This window comes from Pedobacter sp. Leaf250 (genome assembly GCF_920984735.1).
Taxonomy (GTDB): domain Bacteria; phylum Bacteroidota; class Bacteroidia; order Sphingobacteriales; family Sphingobacteriaceae; genus Pedobacter.
Window position 1 is genome coordinate 133,464 of the sequence record NZ_CAKLBU010000013.1, and the last position, 22,912, is coordinate 156,375.

Sequence of the window (22,912 nt, forward strand, 5' to 3'; positions counted from 1 at the left end):
TCTGTTTTCACAACGCAATTGGCGTTTGGGAAAAGTTTGTTTATTAATCATTTCCAACCCGTATTTTATTATCCCACAAGTCGGCAAAATTTCACTCCACGTATTTAGTACTCCACTAAACGTAACGAGGAATTGATCCTCTCTAAAAACCCAATTAACAAGAATACTTATAATTTTTCGTTAGAAAACGAATGGATATTAACGAATTTATAGTGCAGGTTGCACTTCCTGAACATCGTGTATTTGCAGAACAAATCGTAACCGAGATGGCCGAATCTGCGAAAGCACGTGGTACCGGTATTGCAAAACGTTCTCCTGACTATGTTGCAAATAAAATGCAAGAGGGCAAAGCCGTTATTGCATTCCACAAAGATGGTACATGGGCTGGTTTTTGCTATATCGAAACCTGGAGCCATGGGCAATTCGTTGCCAACTCCGGCTTAATCGTTTCGCCTGAATTTAGAAAAGCAGGTTTGGCACATGCCATTAAAGAAAAGGTTTTTGAACTTTCCAGAAGCTTGTACCCAAAGGCAAAGATTTTTGGCTTAACCACAGGTTTAGCTGTAATGAAAATTAACTCTGATTTAGGTTACGAACCTGTTACTTATTCAGAATTAACACAGGATGAAGAATTTTGGAAAGGCTGCCAAAGCTGCGTTAACTTCGAAATTTTGAAAATGAAGGAACGTAAAAATTGCATGTGTACAGCCATGCTTTACGATCCTGCTACTCAAAAACACGATGCCGCCAAAAAATTCGCCGAGGAGTTACAAAAGAAACCCAAATTATACGAACGTTTTATGCGCATCAAACAACGTTTAGTTGTTAAACCTAAGCCAAAATCAGGCTTTAAAGTATTGATGTTTTTATTTACCCTGTTATTTAATAAATAGTGATGAAAAAAGTAGTTTTAGCTTTTAGCGGAGGTCTTGATACCTCATTTTGTTGTATTTATCTTGCTCAAGATCGTGGTTTGGAAGTTCATTCGGTAATTGTAAATACCGGTGGTTTTTCTGATGAAGAATTACAGGAAATAGAAAAAAGAGCTTATGCTTTGGGTGTAAAATCACATGCAGTGGTAGATGAAACCGAAAGTTATTACGATGGTTGTATTAAATACTTAATCTTCGGGAACGTATTAAAAAACGCAACTTATCCGCTTTCGGTGAGTGCAGAACGTGTTAGTCAGGCTACGGCTATTGCTAACTACGTAAAAAAAATCGGTGCTGATTACGTGGCTCACGGAAGTACAGGCGCAGGTAACGACCAGGTTCGTTTTGATATGATTTTCAATATCATTATTCCAGAGGTTGAAATCATTACGCCTATTAGAGATTTGAAATTATCCCGCGAAGCGGAAATAGAATATTTAGCCGAACATGGTGTTGAATATAGTGCTGAAAAGGCAAGATATTCAATTAACAAAGGCTTGTGGGGAACTTCGGTAGGAGGAAAGGAAACTTTAACCTCTCATGAAACTTTACCAGAAAGCGCCTGGCCAACTCAGGTTTCGGAAACGGAATCGCGTAAGCTGGAATTAACTTTCGAAAAAGGCGAATTGGTGGCCATTGATGGAGAGATTTTAGCTCCGGTAAGAGCGATTCAGAAATTACAAGCGATTGCTCAACCTTTCGGAATTGGTCGTGATATTCATGTTGGCGATACGATTATTGGTATTAAAGGTCGTGTTGGTTTCGAAGCTGCAGCACCAGTTTTAATTATCAAAGCACATCATACTTTAGAAAAACATACGCTAACGAAATGGCAGTTAAGTTGGAAAGAGCAATTGTCTTCTTTCTATGGCAACTGGTTGCATGAAGGCCAATTTCATGATCCAATTATGCGGAACATTGAAGCTTTCTTAGCCGATACGCAGAAAATGGTTAGTGGTAAAGTTTTCATTGAATTAATGCCTTATCGTTTCCAGATTATTGGTATTGAATCGAACCATGATTTAATGAGCAATAAATTTGGTAGCTACGGTGAAATGAACAATGCCTGGAGCGGCGAAGATGTTAAAGGGTTCTCTAAAATCTTCGGTAACCAGGTGATGATTTGGCATAAAGTAAATAGCGAGGCATAGCCTCTGAGGTTTGAGGTATAAAGGATAAAGGCGTAAGTTTAGAACGCCCAAACCTTAAGCCTTAAACCCCAAATCTTAAACCTTTTTAAATATGAAAATTAAAGCAGGAATAATTGGTGGGGCAGGATATACAGGTGGCGAAATGCTCCGTATTCTAATCAACCATCCAAACGCTGAAATTGCTTTCGTAAATAGCACAAGTAATGCTGGAAATTTAATTTCTGATGTACATACCGATTTAATTGGCGATACAGATTTACGTTTTATAAGTGATATTCCCAAAGATATTGACGTGCTGTTTTTGTGCGTTGGTCACGGCGATGCTAAGAAATTCTTAGCTGCAAACCCGATTAATGAAAACATTAAAATCATAGATTTATCTCAAGATTTCAGGTTAACTGCAAATGCAAGTTTTGAAAATCGTGAGTTTTTTTACGGACTTCCTGAGTTAAATCGAGATAAAATTAAAACGGCAAAAAACATTGCCAATCCGGGTTGTTTTGCTACTTGCATTCAATTGGGTTTATTGCCATTGGCCGCAAAGGGTTTAATTAATGCAGAAGTTCATATTAATGCAACTACAGGTTCAACTGGTGCAGGACAAAGTTTAGCAGCAACATCGCATTTTAGCTGGAGAAATAATAATCTTTCGATTTATAAGGCGTTCGAGCATCAGCATCTAAATGAAATAGGTGAGAGCTTATTGCAGTTGCAACCATCACTTTTAGAAAATTTAAGTTTCATTCCGCAACGCGGAGATTTTACTCGTGGTATTTTGGCAGCGATGTATTTACAAAGCGATTTAACTTTAGATGAAGCGCAAAAAATTTACGAAGATTATTATAGTGTGCATCCTTTTACGCATGTTAGTCGGAAAAACATCGATTTAAAACAGGTTGTAAATACCAATAAAGCGCTGGTTCATGTAGAAAAACATGGCAATAAATTATTCATCATCAGCATTATTGATAACCTATTAAAAGGCGCCAGCGGACAAGCGGTTCAGAATATGAATTTAATGTTTGGCTTGGAAGAAACGGCGGGGCTGCGATTGAAGGCGGCGAACTTTTAATAATCTGTCATACTGAGACACGAAGCATCTGCAAACGATGAAATAGATTCTTAGTTCCTTAGAATGATAAAATCTCAAAAAATATGAACTTATTCGATGTATACCCCCTTAACGATATAGAAATTATAAAAGCATCAGGCAGCAATGTTTGGGATGCCAACGAACAAAAATATTTAGACTTATATGGCGGTCACGCAGTGATTTCGATTGGACATACCAATCCGCATTATGTAAGTCGTTTGACTGAGCAATTAAACAAAGTTGGCTTTTATTCTAACTCAGTTAAAATTCCTTTACAGGTTCAATTGGCAGAGAAACTAGGTCAGGTTTCTGGGAAGAAAGATTTCCAATTGTTTTTAGTGAATTCTGGTGCAGAAGCGAATGAAAACGCTTTGAAACTGGCCTCTTTTTATAACGGAAGAAAGAAAGTAATCTCTTTCACTGGTGCTTTCCATGGAAGAACATCTTTAGCAGTTGCGGTAACCGATAATCCGAAAATTGTAGCGCCGGTTAATCAAACCGAAAACGTAATCTTCCTACCTTTTAATAACGAAGTGGCATTAGAAGAAACTTTTAAATCGCAGGGCGATGAAATCTCAGCTGTGATTATCGAAGGCATTCAAGGTGTGGGTGGAATTAAGGAAGCTTCAAAAAGTTTCTTACAAAAAATCCGTTCACTTTGTGATGAATACAATGCAGTTTACATCGCCGATTCAGTTCAGTGTGGTTATGGAAGAACAGGTTTGTTTTACTCACATGATTATTCAGGAGTTGAAGCAGATGTTTACACCATGGCGAAAGGAATGGGCAACGGATTTCCAGTTGCTGGAATCTCAATTGCGCCAAAATTTAAGCCATGGCATGGCGAATTAGGCACAACTTTCGGAGGTAACCATTTGGCTTGCGCAGCGGCTTTGGCAGTTTTAGAAGTGATTGAAAAAGAAAACCTATTAAAAAACGCTGAAGAAATTGGGAACTATTTAATTGCTGAATTGAAGAAATTTAAGCAGGTAAAAGAAGTTCGAGGTCGCGGTTTAATGATTGGAATTGAATTACCTGAAGAACTTGCTCATGTAAAAAAGGAGTTATTATTTAAACACTTTATCTTCACTGGCGAGGCAAAACCAAACGTAATCCGTTTATTGCCAGCGTTAAATTTAACTAAGGCACATGCTGATGAGTTTTTGGCAGCCTTTGGTAAGTTAGTAAAATAAACCTGTCGTCATTGCGAGGTACGAAGCAATCTTAATGCGTTAGAAACTTAACCCATAGTTTTAAGATTGCTTCAAGCCTCGCAATGACGGAAAATATGAAGTTAGTACATACTAATTTCTTTTTTGAAATTTTTAAGAGGTGGTGCAGGGAAACCTTAAACCCTATACCTCAAACCTTAAACCCTAAAAATATGAAGTTATTCACTTCCGTACATGATGTTCCAAGCATCAAACAATTTGTAAAAGATGCGCTTGAATTAAAGGCTAATCCTTATGCGAACCAAGATTTGGGTAAAAACAAAACTTTGGGTTTAGTATTTATGAACCCTAGTTTGCGTACCCGATTAAGCACCCAAAAGGCTGCCTTGAACTTAGGTATGAACGTAATGGTAATGAACCTGGATAAAGAAGGCTGGGCTTTAGAAACTCAAGATGGCGTGGTGATGAACGGTTCTACTGTTGAACATATTCGCGAGGCTGCTGCCGTAATGGGACAATATTGCGATATTTTAGGATTACGTTCTTTCCCAAAACTGAACAACCGTGAGGAAGATTACAGCGAAGATTTCTTTAATAAATTTGTGAAATACTGTGCCATTCCGGTAGTAAGTTTAGAAAGTGCAACACGCCACCCATTGCAAAGTTTTGCAGATATTATTACCATTCACGAAACGTGGACCAAAAAACCTGACGGCAGAAAACCAAAAGTTGTTTTGGCTTGGGCGCCACACGTAAAAGCTTTACCTCAAGCTGTTCCAAATTCTTTTGCTGAATGGATGTGCAAAGCGCAAGAAGAGAGCATGATTGATTTTACCATCGCTCAACCCGAGGGCTACGAATTGTCTGAGGAATTTACATCTGGCGCCGATATTCAATATAATATAGAAGAGGCTTTAGCTGGTGCTGATTATGTTTATGTGAAAAACTGGAGCAGTTATAAAGAATACGGTAAGGTTTTAACCTATCCTGATGGCTGGATGATGAACAACGAGAAACTGAAACTGACTAACGATGCTAAAGTTATGCATTGTTTGCCTGTCCGTAGAGATTTGGAGTTATCTTCAGAAATTTTAGATGGACCAAATTCACTGGTTATTCACGAAGCTGGAAATCGTTTATGGGCAGCGCAAGCGGTGATAAAATCGATGTTGGAAGAATTATAAATCTGTTATCGGTTACGGGTTCCAAGTTACAGGTCTAAGCGCCTAAAACTCGCAACTCATAACAGGCAACCTATAACTCAATGTATGAAACAACTCACAATCATAAAAATTGGTGGAAACGTAATTGATAACTCTGAAAACTTACATCAGTTTTTATTGGATTTTACGGCTTTGCCCGGCGATAAAATTTTGGTTCATGGTGGTGGTAAAATCGCAACCGAATTGGGCGAAAGCTTAGGCGTGGAAGCAAAAATGGTTGATGGTCGTAGGATTACCGATATTGAAACCTTGCGGATTGTAACGATGGTTTACGCAGGTCTGATCAATAAAAACATGGTTGCCCAATTGCAAGCCAAAGGCAGTAATGCGATTGGTTTAACGGGAGCCGATGGAAATATTATCAAAGCCAAAAAGCGTCCAATTAAAAAAATCGATTATGGTTTTGTAGGTGATTTAGATGAGCATTCTGTTTCTTCAACTACGTTGGATAGTTTACTGAAAGCTGGTTTGGTGCCAGTTTTGTGTGCGATTACCCATGATGGCGAAACGCAATTGCTCAATACCAATGCCGACACAATTGCCTCTTCGGTTGCTGTGGCGATGTCGGCATTATATGAAACGCGTTTGGTATATTGCTTTGAGAAAAAAGGAGTGCTGAAAGATGTGACTGATGATGATTCGGTTGTGAGAGAAATTAAAGCTGATGAATTTAATGGTTTGAAAGCTGATGGAACTATACAAGGCGGAATGATTCCAAAATTGCACAATGCTTTTGAAGCAATAAAAAAAGGCGTTTCAGCAGTTTATATTGGCAAAGCGAATGAATTGGCTGAACTTGCAGTAGGCACTTTTGGGACGAAGATGTTGAAATAGGGTTTAGAGTAAAAGGTCGACGGCCCATCACTATTTCGTCATTGCGAGGTACGAAGCAATTTTAAAATTATCGCTATTCAATCTATCGCATTAAGAGTGCCTCGTGCCTCGCAATGACGGAAGTTTTTATAAACCTGATAAGAACGAAAATACTTTTTTGTAGAACGAATAATAAAGATTGCCACGTCGTTCCTCCTCGCAATGACGAAGTAGTAGCGCATGACAAGTGTTGAAAAAGATTGAAGTGAATAGCAGGACTGACGTTAATAGTATTACTGAACTTGCTTTTCAAAAAATAAAAATCAGTGACATAAAACAATCGGTGTAATCAATCCGAAGGAAAATAACGAACCACAATGAAAAAAATTGCCATAATCGGTAGCGGAAACATCGGTTTATCTTTAGCAAAAGGTTTGGTGAAAGCCGATTTTGCAAAGGCTGCCGATATTACGTTAACCCGTAGAAATATCGACCATTTAAAATCTTTTGCGGAAGCTGGATTTGTGGTGAGCAATGAGAATAAACTAGCAGTTGCAGGTGCGGATATGGTAATTCTTGCTGTTTTGCCACAACAATTAAACACGGTTTTAGATGAAATTAATTCATCTGTAGTTTCGTCAAAGCATTTGATTATTTCGGTGATTTCTGGTGTAAGTTGCGCTGCGGTTCGTGAAAAATTGGGTGATGAGGTGGAAGTGATTCGCGTTATGCCAAACACGGCCATTGCCATTGGCCAGTCAATGACTTGTATGGCGAGTGATAATGCTTCGGTAGAAAATATTGCTGAGGTGACGAAAATGTTTGAAACGGTTGGGTCAGTTGTAAAAATAAACGAAGACTTAATGACTTCCGCTACGGCACTGTGTGCTTGCGGAATTGCATTCTTTTTGAGGGCAATCAGAGCGGCATCGCAAGGTGGAGTAGAAATTGGTTTCCATGCCGATGAAGCGCTTAAAATGGCCGTTCAAACAGCAAAAGGAGCCGCCGATTTGCTTTTATTACACGGCACACATCCAGAATCAGAAATAGATAAGGTAACTTCGCCGAAAGGTTGTACTATTGCGGGTTTAAACGAAATGGAGCACAATGGCTTTAGTTCATCATTAATAAAAGGTATTAAATTATCGGCTTTAAAGGCGGGGAATTTATATACAAAGGAAGGTTAGAGGTGTAAGGTAGAAGGTTTAGGGCTTAGGTTCAAAATCTGGATACTTGATACTTAATACTTGATACTATGTTATTAGAAAATATACAAAAAGAAAGTTTAGACTTATTACGGCAGCTGATTCGCATCCAGTCGTTTAGTAAGGAAGAAGATAGAACTGCGAATTTAATTGCTCAGTTTTTAGAAGAGCGAGGGGTAAAAACCTACCGTAAAATGAATAATGTTTGGGCTTACAACAAGCATTTCGATGCGAGTAAACCAACATTGCTATTAAATTCTCATCACGATACGGTTAAACCAAATTCTGGTTACACCCGCGACCCATACGATGCTGCGATTGAAGGCGATAAGCTTTTTGGTTTGGGCAGTAATGATGCAGGGGGTTGTTTGGTTTCGTTAATCGGAACATTTTTATATTACTACGAACAAGAAAATTTAAAATATAATATTTGTTTGGCCGCAACGGCGGAAGAAGAAATCTCTGGAAATAATGGTTTGGAATTGGTTCTGCCAGATTTGGGAGAATTGGAATTCGGAATTGTGGGCGAACCAACTGAAATGCATTTAGCCATCGCAGAACGTGGCTTATTGGTTTTGGACTGTGTTTCTCACGGAAAAGCTGGTCACGCGGCTAGGGAAGAGGGCGAAAACGCGATTTACAAGGCTTTGGCAGATATTGAATGGTTCAGAAATTATCAGTTCCCGAAAGTCTCTGAAGTTTTCGGTCCGCTGAAAATGACGGTGACAATTATCAACGCAGGTTCGCAACATAATGTGGTGCCTGCAAATTGTACTTTTACGGTTGATGTTCGGGTGACTGATGCTTACACTAATGAAGAAGTTTTAGAAATTATCAGAGCGAATGTTGGTTGCGATGTTACACCGCGTTCTATCCGTTTAAAACCATCATCAATTGATAAAAATCATCCAGTTGTGCAGGCTGGTGTAGCGTTAGGCAAAACCACTTATGGTTCGCCAACTACTTCAGACCAGGCTTTACTGGATATTCCATCGGTAAAATGCGGTCCAGGTTTTTCTGGTCGCTCGCACATGGCTGATGAATTTTTATATGTTCGGGAAGTAGCTGAAGGCGTTGAGGGTTATGTAAATATGTTGAAACCAGTGATACTGTAAATCGTCATTGAGAGGTACGAAGCAATCTATTTTGTAAATACTAAGCTTTGAGGTTAAAATGTAAAAGGAAATTGCTTTCCCGAATTGTCGGTATAAACTGTGCCTCGCAATGACGAGATGGCGATAAAACCCTTTGCGCTCTCTGTGAAAAACTCAGTGCCCTCTGTGGTAAAAATAATAAAATAGCTTTGTGCCCTTTGCGAAAAACTTAGCGCTCTTTGCGGTTAAATAAAGTAAAATGAAAATCTGGCAAAAAAATATAGATGTAAATAAATTTGTAGAAAGCTTTACGGTTGGAAAAGACCGCGAACTGGATTTACAAATGGCAAAATTTGATGTTTTGGGATCGTTGGCTCACACAGAAATGTTGGAAACGATTAATTTGCTAACCGCAGATGAATTGAAAATCGTTCAAAAAGAGCTTAAAAACATCTACGCTGAAATTGAGGCTGGAAACTTCACCATCGAAGACACGGTTGAAGATGTGCACTCGCAAGTAGAATGGTTGCTCACTCAACGCATCGGCGAAGCAGGTAAAAAAATCCATAGCGGTCGCTCGCGTAACGACCAGGTTTTGGTAGATTTAAAATTGTTTTTTCGTGCTTGCATTGAAGATATGGTTGGCCAAACCTCAACTTTGTTTAATCAATTAATAGAATTAAGCAACACGCACAAAGATAAATTGATGCCTGGTTACACGCATTTGCAAATTGCGATGCCATCATCTTTTGGTTTGTGGTTTGGCGCCTATGCCGAAAGCCTTGCCGATGATATGGAATTGATGCTTGCTGCCTGGAAAATCACCAATAAAAATCCATTGGGTTCTGCTGCAGGTTATGGTTCCTCATTTCCATTAAACAGGACGTTAACCACTAATTTATTGGGTTTCGAAAGCCTAAATTACAATGTGGTTTATGCACAAATGGGTCGCGGTAAAACCGAAAGAATTTTAGCTCAGGCAATGAGTGCTGTTGCTGCAACTCTAGCTAAAATGGCGATGGATGTTTGTTTGTTCATCAACCAGAATTTTAGCTTTATCAGTTTCCCACCAGAGCTGACAACAGGTTCGAGCATTATGCCTCATAAAAAAAATCCTGATGTTTTTGAGTTGATTCGCTCTCGTTGCAATAAAATTCAGGCTTTGCCAAATGAAATTGCAATGATGATTACCAATCTTCCATCGGGTTATCACCGCGATTTGCAGTTGCTTAAAGAAAATCTTTTTCCAGCAATTACCTCTCTAAATGAATGTTTAGAAATCGCGACTTTCATGTTTCAAAACATCACCATTAAGGATGACATTTTGAAAGATAAAAAATATGATTATCTGTTTAGCGTAGAAGTGGTTAACGATTTGGCTTTGCAGGGCATTCCATTCAGAGAGGCTTATAAAATAGTTGGCGAACAAATAGAAAATGGTACTTTTGCACCATCAAGCCAAATACATCATACACACGAGGGGAGCATCGGCAACCTTTGTAACGAACAAATTGCTGCATCAATGCAAGCGGTTTTATCTCAATTTGGTTTCGATAAAGTAAATAAAGCAATAGAAGATTTGGTTAAATAATTTCCTAATTTTATAATATGACAACTTTAACAATAGAAATTAAGGATAAAGATGCTGGATTCGTAAAGGAATTTCTTAGTAAGATTGGTGCTAAAGTTAAGGCTGAACCAACAAGTCAAATTACTTCCGAAATTGCTCAAGCGTTAAAGGAGATTAAAGAAATTCAGCAAGGTAAAAGAAAACCATTGAGCTTAAAGGATATCTAATGGATAATAAAATTATTTATTCTGCCACCTTTATCAAAAAAGCAAAAATTTATAAAAAGAAATATCCCTTATTAGTTGAAGACCTTTACCAGCTAGAAGAAAAGTTGCTGGAGAATCCTGAACAGGGTAATGATTTAGGTGCTGGACTTTACAAAATTCGCTTAGCTGTAAAAAGTAAGGGAAAAGGCAAAAGTGGTGGGTTTAGAGTAATTACCTACTTAGTTTCGAATTTGCCGGATGAAACCGTTATCAATATGCTTACCATTTATGATAAATCAGAAGAAAGTAGTATTGATAAAAAAGAGCTTCAAAAAATAATTAAAGGATTATAAACTTGCTGATTACAGCATTTAAAGAATAAATATGAAAGTTTCAGTATTAGCCAGTGCATTAATTGGCTCAGAAATTATAAAAATTGGTAACGAGGTTAACGACATGAAACGCAAAGGCGCATCAATCGCTAACTTAACCATAGGTGATTTTGATTCGAATATCTACCCAATTCCAACCGAATTAAAAGCTGGAATTGTAGATGCTTATAATGCAAACCAAACCAATTATCCACCAGCTGATGGTGTTTTACAACTTAGAGAAACCGTTTCTGAATTATTAAAAGATAGATTTGGTTTAGAATATAACACCAACAGTATTTTAGTTTCTGGTGGTTCTCGTCCGTTAATCTATGCAGCTTACTTGGCGGTAATCGATCCAGGAGATACCGTTGTTTTTCCTGCACCATCCTGGAATAATAATCACTATTGCCATTTGACTTCGGCTAAATCAATTGCGGTAGAAACCGATGCAGCGCATAACTTTATGCCAACTGCAGCACAATTAAAACCGCATTTAAAAGGTGCAACAATGCTGGCTTTATGCTCGCCATTGAATCCAACAGGTACCATGTTCGATGCAGATTCATTAGCTGAAATCTGCGATGTAATTTTAGAAGAAAATGCATCTCGCGGAACTGATGAAAAACCATTGTACTTAATGTACGACCAGATTTATTCGCTCCTAACTTTCGGAAAAGAGCACGTAAATCCAGTTTCGTTGCGTCCTGAAATGCGAGAGTTTACCATTTTTGTTGATGGAACTTCGAAATGTTTGGCTGCAACCGGCGTTCGTGTGGGCTGGGGTTTCGGTCCGGAAGATATTGTGAACAGAATGAAAGCTCTGGTTGGGCATATGGGTGCTTGGGCACCAAAAGCCGAGCAGGTTGCGATGTCTAACTATTTTAACGATAAGGCGCAGGTTGATACCTTTTTAACTAGTTTCAAAGCTAAAATTCAAGATAGTTTAAATGCACTTTACAACGGGTTTAACGAACTAAAAAGTGAAGGTTTTAATGTTGATGCAGTTGAGCCAATGGGTGCAATTTACCTAACCATTAAAATCGATTACATCGGAAAAACAACGGAAGACGGTCAGCTTTTAAAAGATAGTGCAGATGTGAACTTCTATCTAATTAAAGAAGCAGGTGCAGCTTTAGTTCCATTCTCTGCTTTCGGTAACGAACACAGCATGCCTTGGTTTAGGGCATCAGTTGGCGCATGTAATTTACAGGATATTAAAGATATGCTGCCAAGAATAAAAGCTGCTTTGAGTAAACTGAAATAGAATATTTTGAACACCCAAATCAAACAATTATTTGACTTGGGTGTTCAAATAAAAAATCTCATTTACGCTTTTCATGGAAAATAAATACACACCTCAAGGCTACGCTTCGCCGTCAGCCATCATCATTACTTTAGCCATTGGTATTTTAGCATCATTAGTTTTACCCATAATTTATATTATTCTCGGCCAACTAATTCCCAACATTTGGTTTATTGCCATTATTGCTTTTCTTTTAGGTATGGGGCTGGGTTTTTTTATCGATCTTGGTGTGAAGATTGGAAAACTCAGGAATAAGAAAATCGTAACGTTTATAGCTATCTTTTGTGGATTATTGGCATTTTACATCCAATGGGTATTTTTCGATACTTTAATTTACAGTAGAAAAGGCTTTACTTTCAATCTTAATTCGGCAGATCTGAAAATTTTACTCGATGATTTCTTCTTCCTTTTTACACATCCAAATATACTTTTTCAGGAAATTATTAATTTAAACGAAGTTGGATCTTTTCGAATAAAAAGTACAGGCAATGTAAACGGACTTCTATTATGGGTAATTTGGGCTGGAGAATTTGTTGTAATTCTTGGTGGAATTATATTTGCCGTTTTAAATGGTCAGGTTATTAGGCCTTATTCTGAAATAAACGATAGCTGGATGATAAAGCGTAAATTTCTTAATCGCATTCCGGTGGTCGAAAACAAAGAGTTACTTTTGAATGAACTCAATAATCGAAATTTCACAGTTTTAAATGATCAACCCTTGTTGGATAATGAAACAAATTATGCGGAAGTAATTGTTTTTGAATCAACAGGCGACCCAACAAAATACATTAGCATATTAAATGTAACAAACCCAACAGGCAAGGCAAAAGACAAAAAAGTGGTTAATATGATTACATTTTATCCACTTCATAACGCTAATATTTAGGTTAAGTTGATTGCAATTGTCTAATATCAAACGCTTTGATTTGATAATTAGAGTGGTTTATTTCAGCTCGGCTATTTCTTAAGCCTTTGCCATCAACTCGCTTACATGCTGTGTCAACTTTACAAAATCATCAACTGTTAACTGCTCAGCTCGTTTTTCAAAATAAATATGGTCATCCATTTTATCTTTGGGCATTACAGCAGAAACTGCGTTTCGCAAGGTTTTTCTACGTTGGTTAAAGCCAGCTTTTACCACACGCCAAAATAATTTTTCGTCGCAATCCAATGTTTCAACTTCATTTCTGGTTAAACGAATAACTGCAGAATGTACTTTTGGTGGCGGATTAAAAGTGCCAGGTTTTACGGTGAAAAGATATTCAATTTTATAATAAGCTTGAAGAAAAACACTCAAAATTCCGTAGTCTTTTGTACCTGCAGGTGATGCACAACGTTGTGCTACTTCCTTTTGAAACATACCAACCATTTCCACCACTTTGTTACGGTTATCTAAAATTTTAAATAAAATCTGTGAGGAAATGTTGTAAGGAAAGTTGCCGATAATCGCAAATTTATCTGGAAAAATGGCATCGAAATCCAGTTTCAAAAAGTCGCCATTAATTAAACGGTCGCCTAATTCAGGGTATTTCTCATTTAGAAAATGAAAGGACTCCGTATCAATATCAATTAAATAGGTTTGTAAATCTTTGCGTTGCAACAAAAAATCAGAAAGTATTCCCATACCAGGGCCCACCTCTAAAACCTGATTGTATTTATCTGTATTAATCAAACTTTCTACAATACGGTTGGCAATGCCTTTATCGGTTAAAAAATGCTGGCCTAAATGTTTTTTTGCTTTTACTAAACTCATAATAACAAAGGTAATGATTTAAGGTGGAAGGTATAAGGTTTAGGCCGCAAGGTATCGTATTCAATTTAGAAACCCTATACCTTAAACCATTCACCCTATACCATATTTATCAAATCAAATCAGTAATTTGCGCTAAAATTTCCCAGTAATTATGAGCGATAAACTTAAAATTGGCATCAGTATAGGCGACCTAAACGGCATAGGTTTAGAGGTAATCATTAAAACATTATCCAACCCTGCTATTTTAAACTATTGTACTCCAATTGTTTATGGTCATACTAAAGTTTCATCTTTTCACAGAAAGGCAAACAACCTTGGCGATTTTAGTTTCAATGTAATTAATCACGCCAATCAGGCGCAGATTAAAAAAGCCAATATGATCAATTGCTGGGAAGAAGATGTAAAAATCGAACTCGGTCAGGTAACGGCTACGGGCGGGAAATATGCACTTTTATCATTAGAAAGAGCTACAGCCGATTTAATAGCTGGTGATATTGATGCCTTAGTAACGGCTCCAATCAATAAGCATAACATTCAATCAGAAACATTTGCTTTTCCTGGTCACACTGAATATTTACAAGAGAAAAGCGGCAGTAAAGACGTGCTCATGTTTTTAATTAGTGAAAATTTACGTGTGGGTGTAGTTACCGGGCACATTCCCGTTAAAGATGTACCAACATCGATTACTAAAGAAAAAATTCTTGGCAAATTAAAGCTGATTAATGATAGCTTGAAAAAAGATTTCTGGATCGAGAAACCAAAAATTGCTGTTTTAGGATTAAACCCACATGCCAGCGATAATGGTTTATTAGGTGCTGAAGAAGCAGAGATTATCACGCCTGCCATTCAAGAAGCTTACGATAAAGGTTTAATGGTTTTCGGACCTTATCCTGCCGACGGTTTTTTTGGTAATGGAAGCTATAAACAGTTTGATGCGGTTTTAGCCATGTATCATGATCAGGGCTTGATTCCCTTCAAAACTTTGGCATTCCACAACGGTGTAAACTATACCGCAGGATTAAAATTTGTTCGTACATCGCCAGATCATGGTACGGGTTACGACATTGCGGGCAAAAATCTGGCCGATTCTACTTCATTTGCAGAAGCATTGTTTTCAGCAATTCATATTGTTAAAAACCGCAGGGAGCAAGAAGAGATGCTGGCTGGTCAATTGCGTTCTGGTGGCAAGGTTGTAGAAACACAATTCGATATAAAGGACGACGCATCTTAAGGCTTCAAGCTTAAGTTTTTGCTAAATATTTTTTAGAAAAGCAAGGTCTGTTGTTTCATCGGTTTCGGTAGTCCTGCTCATTCGTTACAATCTTTTTTAAACTCCTGCTATTCCTCCCATTGTCGTCATTGCGAGAAGGAACAATGTGGCAATCTTTCTCGTAATAGCCAAAAAAGTATTTCCACTTCTATCAGGTTTATTTTTGCTAAAATTGTGCATCAAATTCAAACGAAATGAGTAAAATTTCCCCAATCATAAAACCTGAAGATTTAACTTGGTTAAATTTAGATAATGAAATTGTTATTATAGATGCCAGTGCTGGCGCTAGAGACCGTTATGATGAGCAACATTTAGCAGGTGCAATTTACGCTGATGTAAATAATGATTTGGCCAATATTGGCGATTTTGCAATGGGTGGTCGTCATCCGTTACCAACTTCCGAACAATTTTCAGCTGTATTACAAAAATTAGGTGTCACAAAAAGTAGCCATGTGATTGTTTACGACGACAAAAATGGCGGTAATGCAGCAGCAAGATTATGGTGGATGTTTAGGGCAATTGGGCACGAAAAAGTACAGGTAATTGATGGTGGTTTTCAGGCAGCTGTAAAAGCTGGCTTCCCTACAACAAGTAAAGCTGAAACACCAAAATCAGTCGAAAAATACGATGTTCAAAATTGGAACTTACTATTGTCAAATATCAACGAAGTAGAAAAGGTGGGTGAAACAGATAACCACATCGTTATTGATGTTCGTGATGCAAATCGTTTTGCTGGTTTATCAGAGCCAATTGATTTAATTGCAGGCCATATTCCTGGTGCAATTAATATTCCGTTTACCGAAAATCTTGATGCCGATGGTCGCTTTTTATCCCCGGAAGAATTGGATAAAAAATATTCTGCAGTCGTGGGCAAAATTAATCCTGAAAATATTATTGTCCATTGTGGTTCTGGCATTACAGCTTGCCACACGCTTTTGGCAATGGATTACGCAGGTTTGCCTATTCCGAAACTTTACGTTGGCTCATGGAGTGAATGGAGCAGAAACGGCAAGGAAATGATTTTGGCTAATGGTTAGCGATTTGTTATACAAGCTTAGGTGAGCTAACCCGATAGGCGCAAACATACTTTTTATTTGTCCTAACCCTCAATATACTGCCATAATGGATTAGTTTATTTCATAAAAATCAATATAAATGACATTTTAGGGTAATCATCATTGCGAGAAACTATTTTTCATAGTTTCGTGGCAATCTCATTAGATAAAATTTTATCAATAGTGAGATTGCCTTTCCCGAGGAAGTACCGGGATTGCAAAGTAGGAAAATAAAAAAGTCAACAGTGGGTACGAAACATGACAGAATTTAAAAAAGATTGAAATGGAAAGTGAAACGTACTGAACCGAAAAGTAGTGAAACTGATTTTCAAAGAATTATATTTAGATTAATAAGTTAAAAAGATGTTTTACTAACATCAACAATTTTTAAAAAACATTTTTTATCTAATTATTTTATCCATACATTTGCAGGCTAAAATTTTATAGTACTTTGAAGCCATTAAAACAATTTTCTATACCGTTTACCGGATTAAAATTGGGAGCTCATCATTTTGATTATGAGCTTGATGACCACTTTTTTAATGCTTTTGAGTATTCATTAATTAAAAGTGGGAATTTAAAAGTAGAGCTGGAACTTGATAAACAAGAGACCATGTTGCTTTTAAAGTTCAAAGTTATTGGTACAGTAAATTTAGATTGCGATAAATGTTTATCGGAGTTTGCTTACCCGGTAAACTTGTACGAAAGACAAATTGTAAAATTTGCTGAAGACGAGTTGGAAAGCGACGATGAAGAAATCATTACGCTGAGCCGAAAAGATTCCGAGATTGATATATCGGCGCCTTTATACGAAATGATAAACGTGGCAGTGCCTTATATCAAAAACTGCGAGCAGGCAGGTAAAGATTGTGATCAGGAAATGATTGATCGTTTAGAACAACTCTCTATCGATAAGCAGGCAGAAGAAAATGAACAAACAAGCGACCCACGTTGGGAAGCCCTTAATAAGTTAAAAAAATAATTAGATTATACACCAATGGCACATCCAAAACGGAAAATCTCGAAACAGAGAAAAAATAAAAGAAGAACACACTACAAAGCAGTGACGCCTTCTTTAGCAACTTGCGCAGCAACAGGTGCTATTCACGTACCTCACCGTGCATACAACGTTGATGGTAACCTATACTATAACGGTAAATTGGTTATCGAAAATACTCAAATCGGGTAATTTTCTTAAGAAATTGTTTGTGTTTTCAGCGGGTTTAGTCATACCTTAGTCAACTGAATATTCAGGATTTAACCTGACACTAACACAAACAAATTTTTTCTATGAAAATAGGCCTCGACATAATGGGCGGAGACTATGCTCCCAAAGCAATCGTTTTGGGAGCAATAGCAGCTCATCAATCGCTAAACGCTGGAGAACATTTAGTTCTAATCGGCGATACCGAACAGATTAAACCGATTCTCGCAGAAGAGGGTTTTAATCCGGATCATTTTGAATACGTTCATACTGATGAAGTTATTGGTATGGGCGAACATCCCACCAAAGCAATTGTTCAGAAACCAAACTCGAGCATCGCAGTTGGTTTTAATCTTTTAAAAGAAGGTAAAATCGATTCGTTTGCAAGTGCTGGTAACTCTGGAGCAATGTTAGTTGGCGCTGTTTTTAGCGTTAAAACTATTCCGGGCATCATCCGCCCTTGTTTATGCTCTATTCTTCCAAAACTTAAAGGCGGTACCGGCTTATTATTAGATGTAGGTGCCAATGCCGATTGCAAACCTGATATTCTATTACAATTTGGTGTACTGGGTAGCCTTTACGCTGAAAATCTTTTCAAAATCGAAAACCCAAGGGTTGCGTTAATGAATATTGGCGAAGAAGACGAAAAAGGAAACATGCTAAGCATGGCTACTTTTCCGTTAATGAAAGATACCAATCTATTTAACTTTGTTGGTAACGTAGAAGGTAGAGATTTATTTAACGATAAATCGGATGTAATCGTTTGCGATGGTTTTACCGGAAATGTAATGCTTAAACTGGCAGAATCATTTTATGTAATTACCATTAAAAAAGGTTTAAAAGATGAGTTTTTCGATCGTTTCAATTATGAGCAATATGGTGGAAGTCCGGTTTTAGGTGTTAACGCTCCCGTTGTTATCGGACATGGAATTTCTAGTCCGCTGGCTGTTAAAAATATGGTTCTTCAATCCAGAGAAATGATTACCACCGGATTGGTAGAAAAAATTAGAATGGCATTTAAATAATTTATTAAAATTTTTAAAATGAGTAAAATTCACGCTGCTATTACGGCAGTTAATGGTTACGTCCCCGACTATGTGCTAACAAACGCAGAGTTAGAAACCATTGTTGATACTTCTGATGAGTGGATTACCAGCAGAACGGGAATTAAAGAACGCAGAATTTTAAAAGGTGAGGGTTTAGGTACTTCAGATATGGCTGTTCATGCTGTAAATGGTTTGCTTAAAAAAAGAGGTATTGATGCAAAGGAAATTGAACTAATTATCTTTTGCACCACTACGCCAGATTTTACTTTCCCTGCAACTGCTAACGTTTTGGCTGATAAAGTTGGTGCAACAAATGCCTGGGGTTACGATTTACAAGCAGCTTGCTCTGGTTTTATTTTTGGTTTATCTACAGGTGCTTCATTTATAGAATCAGGCCGTCATAAAAAAGTATTGGTTGTTGGTGGCGATAAAATGTCATCAATTATTAATTATGAAGACCGTACAACCTGTATTATTTTCGGCGATGGATGTGGATGTGCATTATTAGAGCCAAATGAAGAAGGCTTAGGGATTCAGGATTCTATTCTAAGAACTGATGGTTCTGGTAGAGATTTCTTAGGTATGAAAGCAGGTGGTTCTGTTAAACCGGCAACCCATGAAACCATTGATGCAAGAGAACATTTTGCGCATCAGGAAGGCCCAACGGTTTTCAAATTTGCGGTAACCAATATGGCTGATGTTGCAGCCGAAATAATGGAACGTAATGGCTTAACTGCTGATGATGTTGCATGGCTAGTGCCTCACCAGGCTAATAAACGTATTATTGATGCTACAGCAAACCGTATGGGCGTAACAACCGATAAGGTAATGATTAACATCGAGCGTTACGGAAATACTACAAACGGAACTATTCCATTATGTTTATGGGAATGGGAAAGCCGACTAAAAAAAGGTGATAACATTGTGTTAGCTGCTTTTGGTGGAGGCTTTACGTGGGGTTCTATTTATTTAAAATGGGCCTACGATACAAAATAGGAATTTGGAAATAATCAATAGATAATAGACAAATGCATCATAAGCGTTGCCTATTTCTTATTTCCCATTGCCTATTTTCTCTATAATTACAAACAAAAAAAGTATAACTTAGTTAATTCATTTATACACTATTTTTTACATAACAAGGATTAAAAAATGGATATCAAACAAATACAGGAACTGATTAAATTTGTTTCTCGTTCTGGAGTAAACGAAGTTGCTATTGAGCAGGAAAACTTCAAGATTACGATTAAAACAAACCAGGCACCAACTTATGTGCAGGCTACCGTGCCACAAGCACCACTTGTACAGGCTGCCGCACCAGTTGCAACAGCTCCTACTGCTCCGGTTGCAGCTACACCTGCAGTGCCAGTTGCAGAAGACACTTCTAAATACATTACGGTTAAATCTCCTATGATTGGTACATTCTACCGTTCTGCCAGTCCGGATAAACCAATGTTTGTAAATGTTGGCGACGAAATTGGTACTGGTAAAGTAATTTGCATCATTGAGGCAATGAAACTTTTCAATGAAATTGAAAGTGAAGTTTCAGGTCGTATCGTTAAAATTTTGGTTGATAATGCATCACCAGTAGAATACGATCAACCGTTGTTTTTAGTAGAACCTATCTAATTAGCTAATTCACTAATTAGCCAATAGCTAATTTAAAATATATGTTTAAAAAAATACTTATTGCCAACAGGGGAGAAATCGCTTTGCGTATTATCCGTACCTGTAAGGAAATGGGCATCAAAACGGTTGCTGTTTATTCTACCGCCGATCGCGAAAGTTTACACGTTCGTTTTGCTGATGAGGCTGTTTGTATTGGTCCTCCTCCAAGTAAAGATTCTTATTTAAATATTCCAAATATTATATCAGCAGCGGAATTAACGAATGCTGATGCCATACATCCAGGTTATGGTTTCTTGTCAGAAAATGCTAAGTTTTCTAACATTTGTCGTGAGTATGGTATCAAATTTATTGGTGCAACTCCAGAGCAAATCAATGGCATGGGCGATAAAGCTTCTGCAAAAGAAACCATGAAAATTGCGGGCGTACCAACCATTCCGGGTTCTGAAGGATTATTAACCAGCGTTAAAGAAGGTATCGCAATTGCGAACGAAATGGGCTATCCGGTTATTCTTAAGGCAACTGCCGGCGGTGGTGGTCGTGGAATGCGTGTAGTTTGGAAAGATGAAGATTTTGAAAATGCATGGGATAGTGCTCGTCAGGAATCTGGTGCAGCTTTCGGTAACGATGGTTTATATCTAGAGAAATATATCGAGGATCCACGTCACATTGAAATCCAGATTATTGGTGATCAATTTGGCATGGCTTGTCACTTATCAGAACGCGATTGCTCTATACAACGACGCCACCAAAAATTAGTGGAAGAATCTCCATCACCATTCATGACGGAAGAACTTCGTGTAAGAATGGGTGAGGCTGCCATAAAAGGTGCACAAGCTGTAAATTATGAAGGCGCTGGTACAATCGAATTTTTGGTTGATAAACACCGAAACTTCTACTTTATGGAAATGAATACACGTATTCAGGTAGAGCATCCGGTTACGGAAGAAGTAATTAACTTTGATTTAATCAAAGAACAAATTAAAGTTGCTGCCGGAATTCCAATTTCTGGTAAAAACTATTTCCCTGATATGCATGCAATCGAATGTCGTATCAATGCAGAAGATCCGGCAAATAATTTCCGTCCTTCGCCAGGAAAAATTACCAATTTTCATTCTCCAGGCGGTCATGGTGTTCGTGTAGATACACACGTTTATGCAGGTTATTCCATTCCATCAAACTACGATTCGATGATTGCAAAGTTGATTTGCGTGGCACAAACCCGTGAAGAAGCCATTTGCACCATGGAGCGTGCTTTAGGCGAATTTGTAATTGAAGGCGTTAAAACGACAATTCCTTTCCATTTACAGTTAATGAAAGATCCGAACTTCAGAGCCGGAAACTTCACAACGAAATTTATGGAAACGTTTGAGTTTCAAGATTCAGAATAAAAAAGTTATAAATATTTTAAAAGCGGTCAAGTTTGCGAAAACTTGACCGCTTTTGTTTTAACGCTATTAAAGAAAGCTGTAAAAATTCACTTTAAATTTAAATATTTAACTTAACCTTGTAGCGTTTAGGTAATTACATTCGTTTCTATATTTAAAACCCTCAAATTATGAAAAGAAATCTATTTAGCGCTTTACTACTTCTTTTAACAGTCGTAGCATTTACTCAATGTAAAAAAGATGAATATGAAATCATCCAGATTACCAAAATGATTACCGTAGAACAAATGAGAGCCTTACCTGTAGGGTTAACTAAAGCAGTGCCAGCCAAGAAAACTGGAAAAATCTACATCTATAATGATTATCTTTTTATTAATGAGCCTGGTGAAGGTATTCATATTTACAATAACGTTAACCCTGGTTCGCCGGTTAGTATTGCTTTTGTACAGGTACCAGGTAATGTAGATCTCGCCATTCATAATAATATTCTTTACGCTGATAGTTTTATTGATTTGCTGGCTTTCGATATCTCAAATATCGGCAGCATAAAACAGGTAAAAAGAGTTAATGATGTTTTTAAACAAGTTTATTCGGCAGGAGCTCAAAAATTTTTATATATCACAAAGGATACTTTGGTTAAGAAGCAAGTTTATAAAGGCAGTGGATATAAAGATGCCGTAGCGTATTCAAATAGTGCATCTCAAAGCAGCTCTTCGGGTCAGGGAGGTTCAATGGCAAGGTTTACTTTAATGAACGATTATTTGTATACTGTAGGAATGAACGAGTTAAGCCTTTTTGATGTTAAGACAGCCTCAAATCCATCCTTTATTAAATCAATAAATTTAGGCTGGGGTATTGAAACAATATTTCCTTACGAGAATAAATTATTTATTGGCACCAATACAGGAATGCATATTTTCAATGCAACTGATGCTGCCAATCCAGTTAAACTTTCTACTTACAGCCACGTTTTTGCCTGCGATCCGGTAGTGGTTCAAGGAAAGTTTGCTTATGTAACATTACGTACAGGTACAGCATGTAGGCTAGGAAGTAACCAATTAGAAGTAATAGATATTGAAGACCCGACAAAACCAAAGATGATTGCATTTTACCCTATGCAAAATCCCCATGGCTTGAGTGTAGCTGGAAATAATCTATTCTTATGTGAAGGTAATTTTGGTATAAAAAGCTTTAACATAGCTGATAACAAGGCTATTGGAAATAATATGTTGCAGCATTTACAAAATATTAAAAGCTACGACGTTATTGCAGGGCCAAAATCATTAATAGTAACTGGCGATGATGGAGTTTATCAATTTAATTACAGCAATGCCGCTAACATAAGGCAATTGAGCGTGATTAAAGTTCAGAAATAGATTATTGCACATATGCAAACTCTATTTTTACGGGCTTTTCTCATAATTAAATAAACTA

23 protein-coding genes are annotated in these 22,912 nt (G+C 37.5%); 22 read left to right on the plus strand and 1 reads right to left on the minus strand.

The window, feature by feature from the left end:
- Positions 1-191: 191 nt before the first annotated feature.
- From LUA91_RS13355 to LUA91_RS13415, 13 genes are all read left to right on the plus strand, one after another.
- A complete protein-coding gene (locus LUA91_RS13355; protein ID WP_010600148.1) occupies positions 192-893 on the plus strand; it encodes an N-acetyltransferase in 702 nt (233 codons plus the stop codon).
- The gene (gene argG / locus LUA91_RS13360) at positions 893-2,083 is read left to right on the plus strand and encodes an argininosuccinate synthase (RefSeq protein ID WP_231426551.1); all 1,191 of its coding nucleotides are present in this window, start codon (positions 893-895) and stop codon (positions 2,081-2,083) included. Before LUA91_RS13355 ends, argG begins: the two co-directional genes overlap by 1 nt.
- Positions 2,084-2,174: 91 nt before the next feature.
- Entirely contained in the window at positions 2,175-3,155 is a 981-nt protein-coding gene (gene argC / locus LUA91_RS13365; protein ID WP_231426552.1) for an N-acetyl-gamma-glutamyl-phosphate reductase, read from the plus strand.
- An 83-nt stretch (positions 3,156-3,238) separates the two neighbouring features.
- The gene (locus LUA91_RS13370) at positions 3,239-4,369 is read left to right on the plus strand and encodes an aspartate aminotransferase family protein (protein WP_231426553.1); all 1,131 of its coding nucleotides are present in this window, start codon (positions 3,239-3,241) and stop codon (positions 4,367-4,369) included.
- 191 nt (positions 4,370-4,560) lie between these two features.
- The gene (locus tag LUA91_RS13375; RefSeq protein ID WP_231426580.1) at positions 4,561-5,532 is read left to right on the plus strand and encodes an acetylornithine carbamoyltransferase; all 972 of its coding nucleotides are present in this window, start codon (positions 4,561-4,563) and stop codon (positions 5,530-5,532) included.
- A gap of 84 nt (positions 5,533-5,616) precedes the next feature.
- Positions 5,617-6,405 (plus strand): acetylglutamate kinase, encoded by a 789-nt coding sequence (gene argB / locus LUA91_RS13380; protein WP_231426554.1) that lies wholly within the window; start codon positions 5,617-5,619, stop codon positions 6,403-6,405.
- A gap of 356 nt (positions 6,406-6,761) precedes the next feature.
- Positions 6,762-7,571, plus strand: a complete 810-nt coding sequence (gene proC / locus LUA91_RS13385) for a pyrroline-5-carboxylate reductase (RefSeq protein ID WP_231426555.1) — start codon at positions 6,762-6,764, stop codon at positions 7,569-7,571.
- A gap of 68 nt (positions 7,572-7,639) precedes the next feature.
- Positions 7,640-8,704, plus strand: coding sequence for a M20 family metallo-hydrolase (locus LUA91_RS13390; RefSeq protein WP_231426556.1), 1,065 nt, complete (start codon positions 7,640-7,642; stop codon positions 8,702-8,704).
- Positions 8,705-8,942: 238 nt separating this feature from the next.
- A complete protein-coding gene (gene argH, locus LUA91_RS13395; RefSeq protein ID WP_231426557.1) occupies positions 8,943-10,274 on the plus strand; it encodes an argininosuccinate lyase in 1,332 nt (443 codons plus the stop codon).
- A gap of 17 nt (positions 10,275-10,291) precedes the next feature.
- The gene (locus tag LUA91_RS13400) at positions 10,292-10,480 is read left to right on the plus strand and encodes a hypothetical protein (RefSeq protein ID WP_231426558.1); all 189 of its coding nucleotides are present in this window, start codon (positions 10,292-10,294) and stop codon (positions 10,478-10,480) included.
- Positions 10,480-10,812 carry a type II toxin-antitoxin system RelE/ParE family toxin gene (locus LUA91_RS13405; protein ID WP_231426559.1) on the plus strand — a complete coding sequence of 111 codons (333 nt, stop codon included), beginning with the start codon at positions 10,480-10,482 and terminating at the stop codon, positions 10,810-10,812. Before LUA91_RS13400 ends, LUA91_RS13405 begins: the two co-directional genes overlap by 1 nt.
- A gap of 31 nt (positions 10,813-10,843) precedes the next feature.
- Positions 10,844-12,097, plus strand: a complete 1,254-nt coding sequence (locus LUA91_RS13410) for a pyridoxal phosphate-dependent aminotransferase (protein WP_231426560.1) — start codon at positions 10,844-10,846, stop codon at positions 12,095-12,097.
- Between the two features lie 73 nt (positions 12,098-12,170).
- Entirely contained in the window at positions 12,171-13,022 is an 852-nt protein-coding gene (locus LUA91_RS13415; RefSeq protein ID WP_231426561.1) for a hypothetical protein, read from the plus strand.
- Between the two features lie 78 nt (positions 13,023-13,100).
- On the opposite strand, the gene rsmA is transcribed toward LUA91_RS13415, so the two are convergent.
- Positions 13,101-13,889 (minus strand): 16S rRNA (adenine(1518)-N(6)/adenine(1519)-N(6))-dimethyltransferase RsmA, encoded by a 789-nt coding sequence (rsmA, locus tag LUA91_RS13420; protein ID WP_231426562.1) that lies wholly within the window; start codon positions 13,887-13,889, stop codon positions 13,101-13,103.
- Between the two features lie 151 nt (positions 13,890-14,040).
- Between rsmA and pdxA the strand changes: the two genes are divergently transcribed.
- The 9 genes from pdxA to LUA91_RS13465 all read left to right on the plus strand — a co-directional run bounded on the left by pdxA (position 14,041) and on the right by LUA91_RS13465 (position 22,854).
- Positions 14,041-15,120, plus strand: coding sequence for a 4-hydroxythreonine-4-phosphate dehydrogenase PdxA (gene pdxA, locus LUA91_RS13425; RefSeq protein WP_231426563.1), 1,080 nt, complete (start codon positions 14,041-14,043; stop codon positions 15,118-15,120).
- Positions 15,121-15,353: 233 nt separating this feature from the next.
- Positions 15,354-16,196 (plus strand): sulfurtransferase, encoded by an 843-nt coding sequence (locus tag LUA91_RS13430; RefSeq protein WP_231426564.1) that lies wholly within the window; start codon positions 15,354-15,356, stop codon positions 16,194-16,196.
- Positions 16,197-16,665: 469 nt separating this feature from the next.
- Positions 16,666-17,196, plus strand: a complete 531-nt coding sequence (locus LUA91_RS13435) for a DUF177 domain-containing protein (protein ID WP_231426565.1) — start codon at positions 16,666-16,668, stop codon at positions 17,194-17,196.
- A 15-nt stretch (positions 17,197-17,211) separates the two neighbouring features.
- Entirely contained in the window at positions 17,212-17,403 is a 192-nt protein-coding gene (gene rpmF, locus LUA91_RS13440) for a 50S ribosomal protein L32 (protein WP_010600130.1), read from the plus strand.
- A 101-nt stretch (positions 17,404-17,504) separates the two neighbouring features.
- Complete coding sequence (plsX, locus tag LUA91_RS13445; RefSeq protein ID WP_231426566.1) at positions 17,505-18,443, plus strand: phosphate acyltransferase PlsX; 939 nt, start codon at positions 17,505-17,507, stop codon at positions 18,441-18,443.
- An 18-nt stretch (positions 18,444-18,461) separates the two neighbouring features.
- Positions 18,462-19,460 (plus strand): beta-ketoacyl-ACP synthase III, encoded by a 999-nt coding sequence (locus LUA91_RS13450; protein WP_231426567.1) that lies wholly within the window; start codon positions 18,462-18,464, stop codon positions 19,458-19,460.
- 156 nt (positions 19,461-19,616) lie between these two features.
- On the plus strand, positions 19,617-20,093 hold the full coding sequence (gene accB / locus LUA91_RS13455; protein WP_231426568.1) for an acetyl-CoA carboxylase biotin carboxyl carrier protein: 477 nt from the start codon (positions 19,617-19,619) through the stop codon (positions 20,091-20,093).
- 41 nt (positions 20,094-20,134) lie between these two features.
- Positions 20,135-21,481, plus strand: coding sequence for an acetyl-CoA carboxylase biotin carboxylase subunit (gene accC / locus LUA91_RS13460; RefSeq protein WP_231426569.1), 1,347 nt, complete (start codon positions 20,135-20,137; stop codon positions 21,479-21,481).
- Positions 21,482-21,648: 167 nt separating this feature from the next.
- The gene (locus LUA91_RS13465; protein WP_231426570.1) at positions 21,649-22,854 is read left to right on the plus strand and encodes an LVIVD repeat-containing protein; all 1,206 of its coding nucleotides are present in this window, start codon (positions 21,649-21,651) and stop codon (positions 22,852-22,854) included.
- Positions 22,855-22,912: the final 58 nt, after the last annotated feature.

What these genes read in the sequence shown, in the direction of transcription:
- argC (WP_231426552.1), top strand. Translation starts at nt 2,175, where the DNA reads ATGAAAATTAAAGCAGGAATAATTGGTGGGGCAGGATATACAGGTGGC.
- LUA91_RS13410 (WP_231426560.1), top strand. Translation starts at nt 10,844, where the DNA reads ATGAAAGTTTCAGTATTAGCCAGTGCATTAATTGGCTCAGAAATTATA.
- plsX (WP_231426566.1), top strand. Translation starts at nt 17,505, where the DNA reads ATGAAAATAGGCCTCGACATAATGGGCGGAGACTATGCTCCCAAAGCA.
- LUA91_RS13370 (WP_231426553.1), top strand. Translation starts at nt 3,239, where the DNA reads ATGAACTTATTCGATGTATACCCCCTTAACGATATAGAAATTATAAAA.
- LUA91_RS13465 (WP_231426570.1), top strand. Translation starts at nt 21,649, where the DNA reads ATGAAAAGAAATCTATTTAGCGCTTTACTACTTCTTTTAACAGTCGTA.
- LUA91_RS13375 (WP_231426580.1), top strand. Translation starts at nt 4,561, where the DNA reads ATGAAGTTATTCACTTCCGTACATGATGTTCCAAGCATCAAACAATTT.
- proC (WP_231426555.1), top strand. Translation starts at nt 6,762, where the DNA reads ATGAAAAAAATTGCCATAATCGGTAGCGGAAACATCGGTTTATCTTTA.
- LUA91_RS13415 (WP_231426561.1), top strand. Translation starts at nt 12,171, where the DNA reads ATGGAAAATAAATACACACCTCAAGGCTACGCTTCGCCGTCAGCCATC.
- LUA91_RS13400 (WP_231426558.1), top strand. Translation starts at nt 10,292, where the DNA reads ATGACAACTTTAACAATAGAAATTAAGGATAAAGATGCTGGATTCGTA.
- accB (WP_231426568.1), top strand. Translation starts at nt 19,617, where the DNA reads ATGGATATCAAACAAATACAGGAACTGATTAAATTTGTTTCTCGTTCT.
- pdxA (WP_231426563.1), top strand. Translation starts at nt 14,041, where the DNA reads ATGAGCGATAAACTTAAAATTGGCATCAGTATAGGCGACCTAAACGGC.
- LUA91_RS13390 (WP_231426556.1), top strand. Translation starts at nt 7,640, where the DNA reads ATGTTATTAGAAAATATACAAAAAGAAAGTTTAGACTTATTACGGCAG.
- rsmA (WP_231426562.1), bottom strand. Translation starts at nt 13,889, where the DNA reads ATGAGTTTAGTAAAAGCAAAAAAACATTTAGGCCAGCATTTTTTAACC.
- LUA91_RS13450 (WP_231426567.1), top strand. Translation starts at nt 18,462, where the DNA reads ATGAGTAAAATTCACGCTGCTATTACGGCAGTTAATGGTTACGTCCCC.
- rpmF (WP_010600130.1), top strand. Translation starts at nt 17,212, where the DNA reads ATGGCACATCCAAAACGGAAAATCTCGAAACAGAGAAAAAATAAAAGA.
- LUA91_RS13430 (WP_231426564.1), top strand. Translation starts at nt 15,354, where the DNA reads ATGAGTAAAATTTCCCCAATCATAAAACCTGAAGATTTAACTTGGTTA.
- argH (WP_231426557.1), top strand. Translation starts at nt 8,943, where the DNA reads ATGAAAATCTGGCAAAAAAATATAGATGTAAATAAATTTGTAGAAAGC.
- accC (WP_231426569.1), top strand. Translation starts at nt 20,135, where the DNA reads ATGTTTAAAAAAATACTTATTGCCAACAGGGGAGAAATCGCTTTGCGT.
- LUA91_RS13405 (WP_231426559.1), top strand. Translation starts at nt 10,480, where the DNA reads ATGGATAATAAAATTATTTATTCTGCCACCTTTATCAAAAAAGCAAAA.
- LUA91_RS13355 (WP_010600148.1), top strand. Translation starts at nt 192, where the DNA reads ATGGATATTAACGAATTTATAGTGCAGGTTGCACTTCCTGAACATCGT.
- argB (WP_231426554.1), top strand. Translation starts at nt 5,617, where the DNA reads ATGAAACAACTCACAATCATAAAAATTGGTGGAAACGTAATTGATAAC.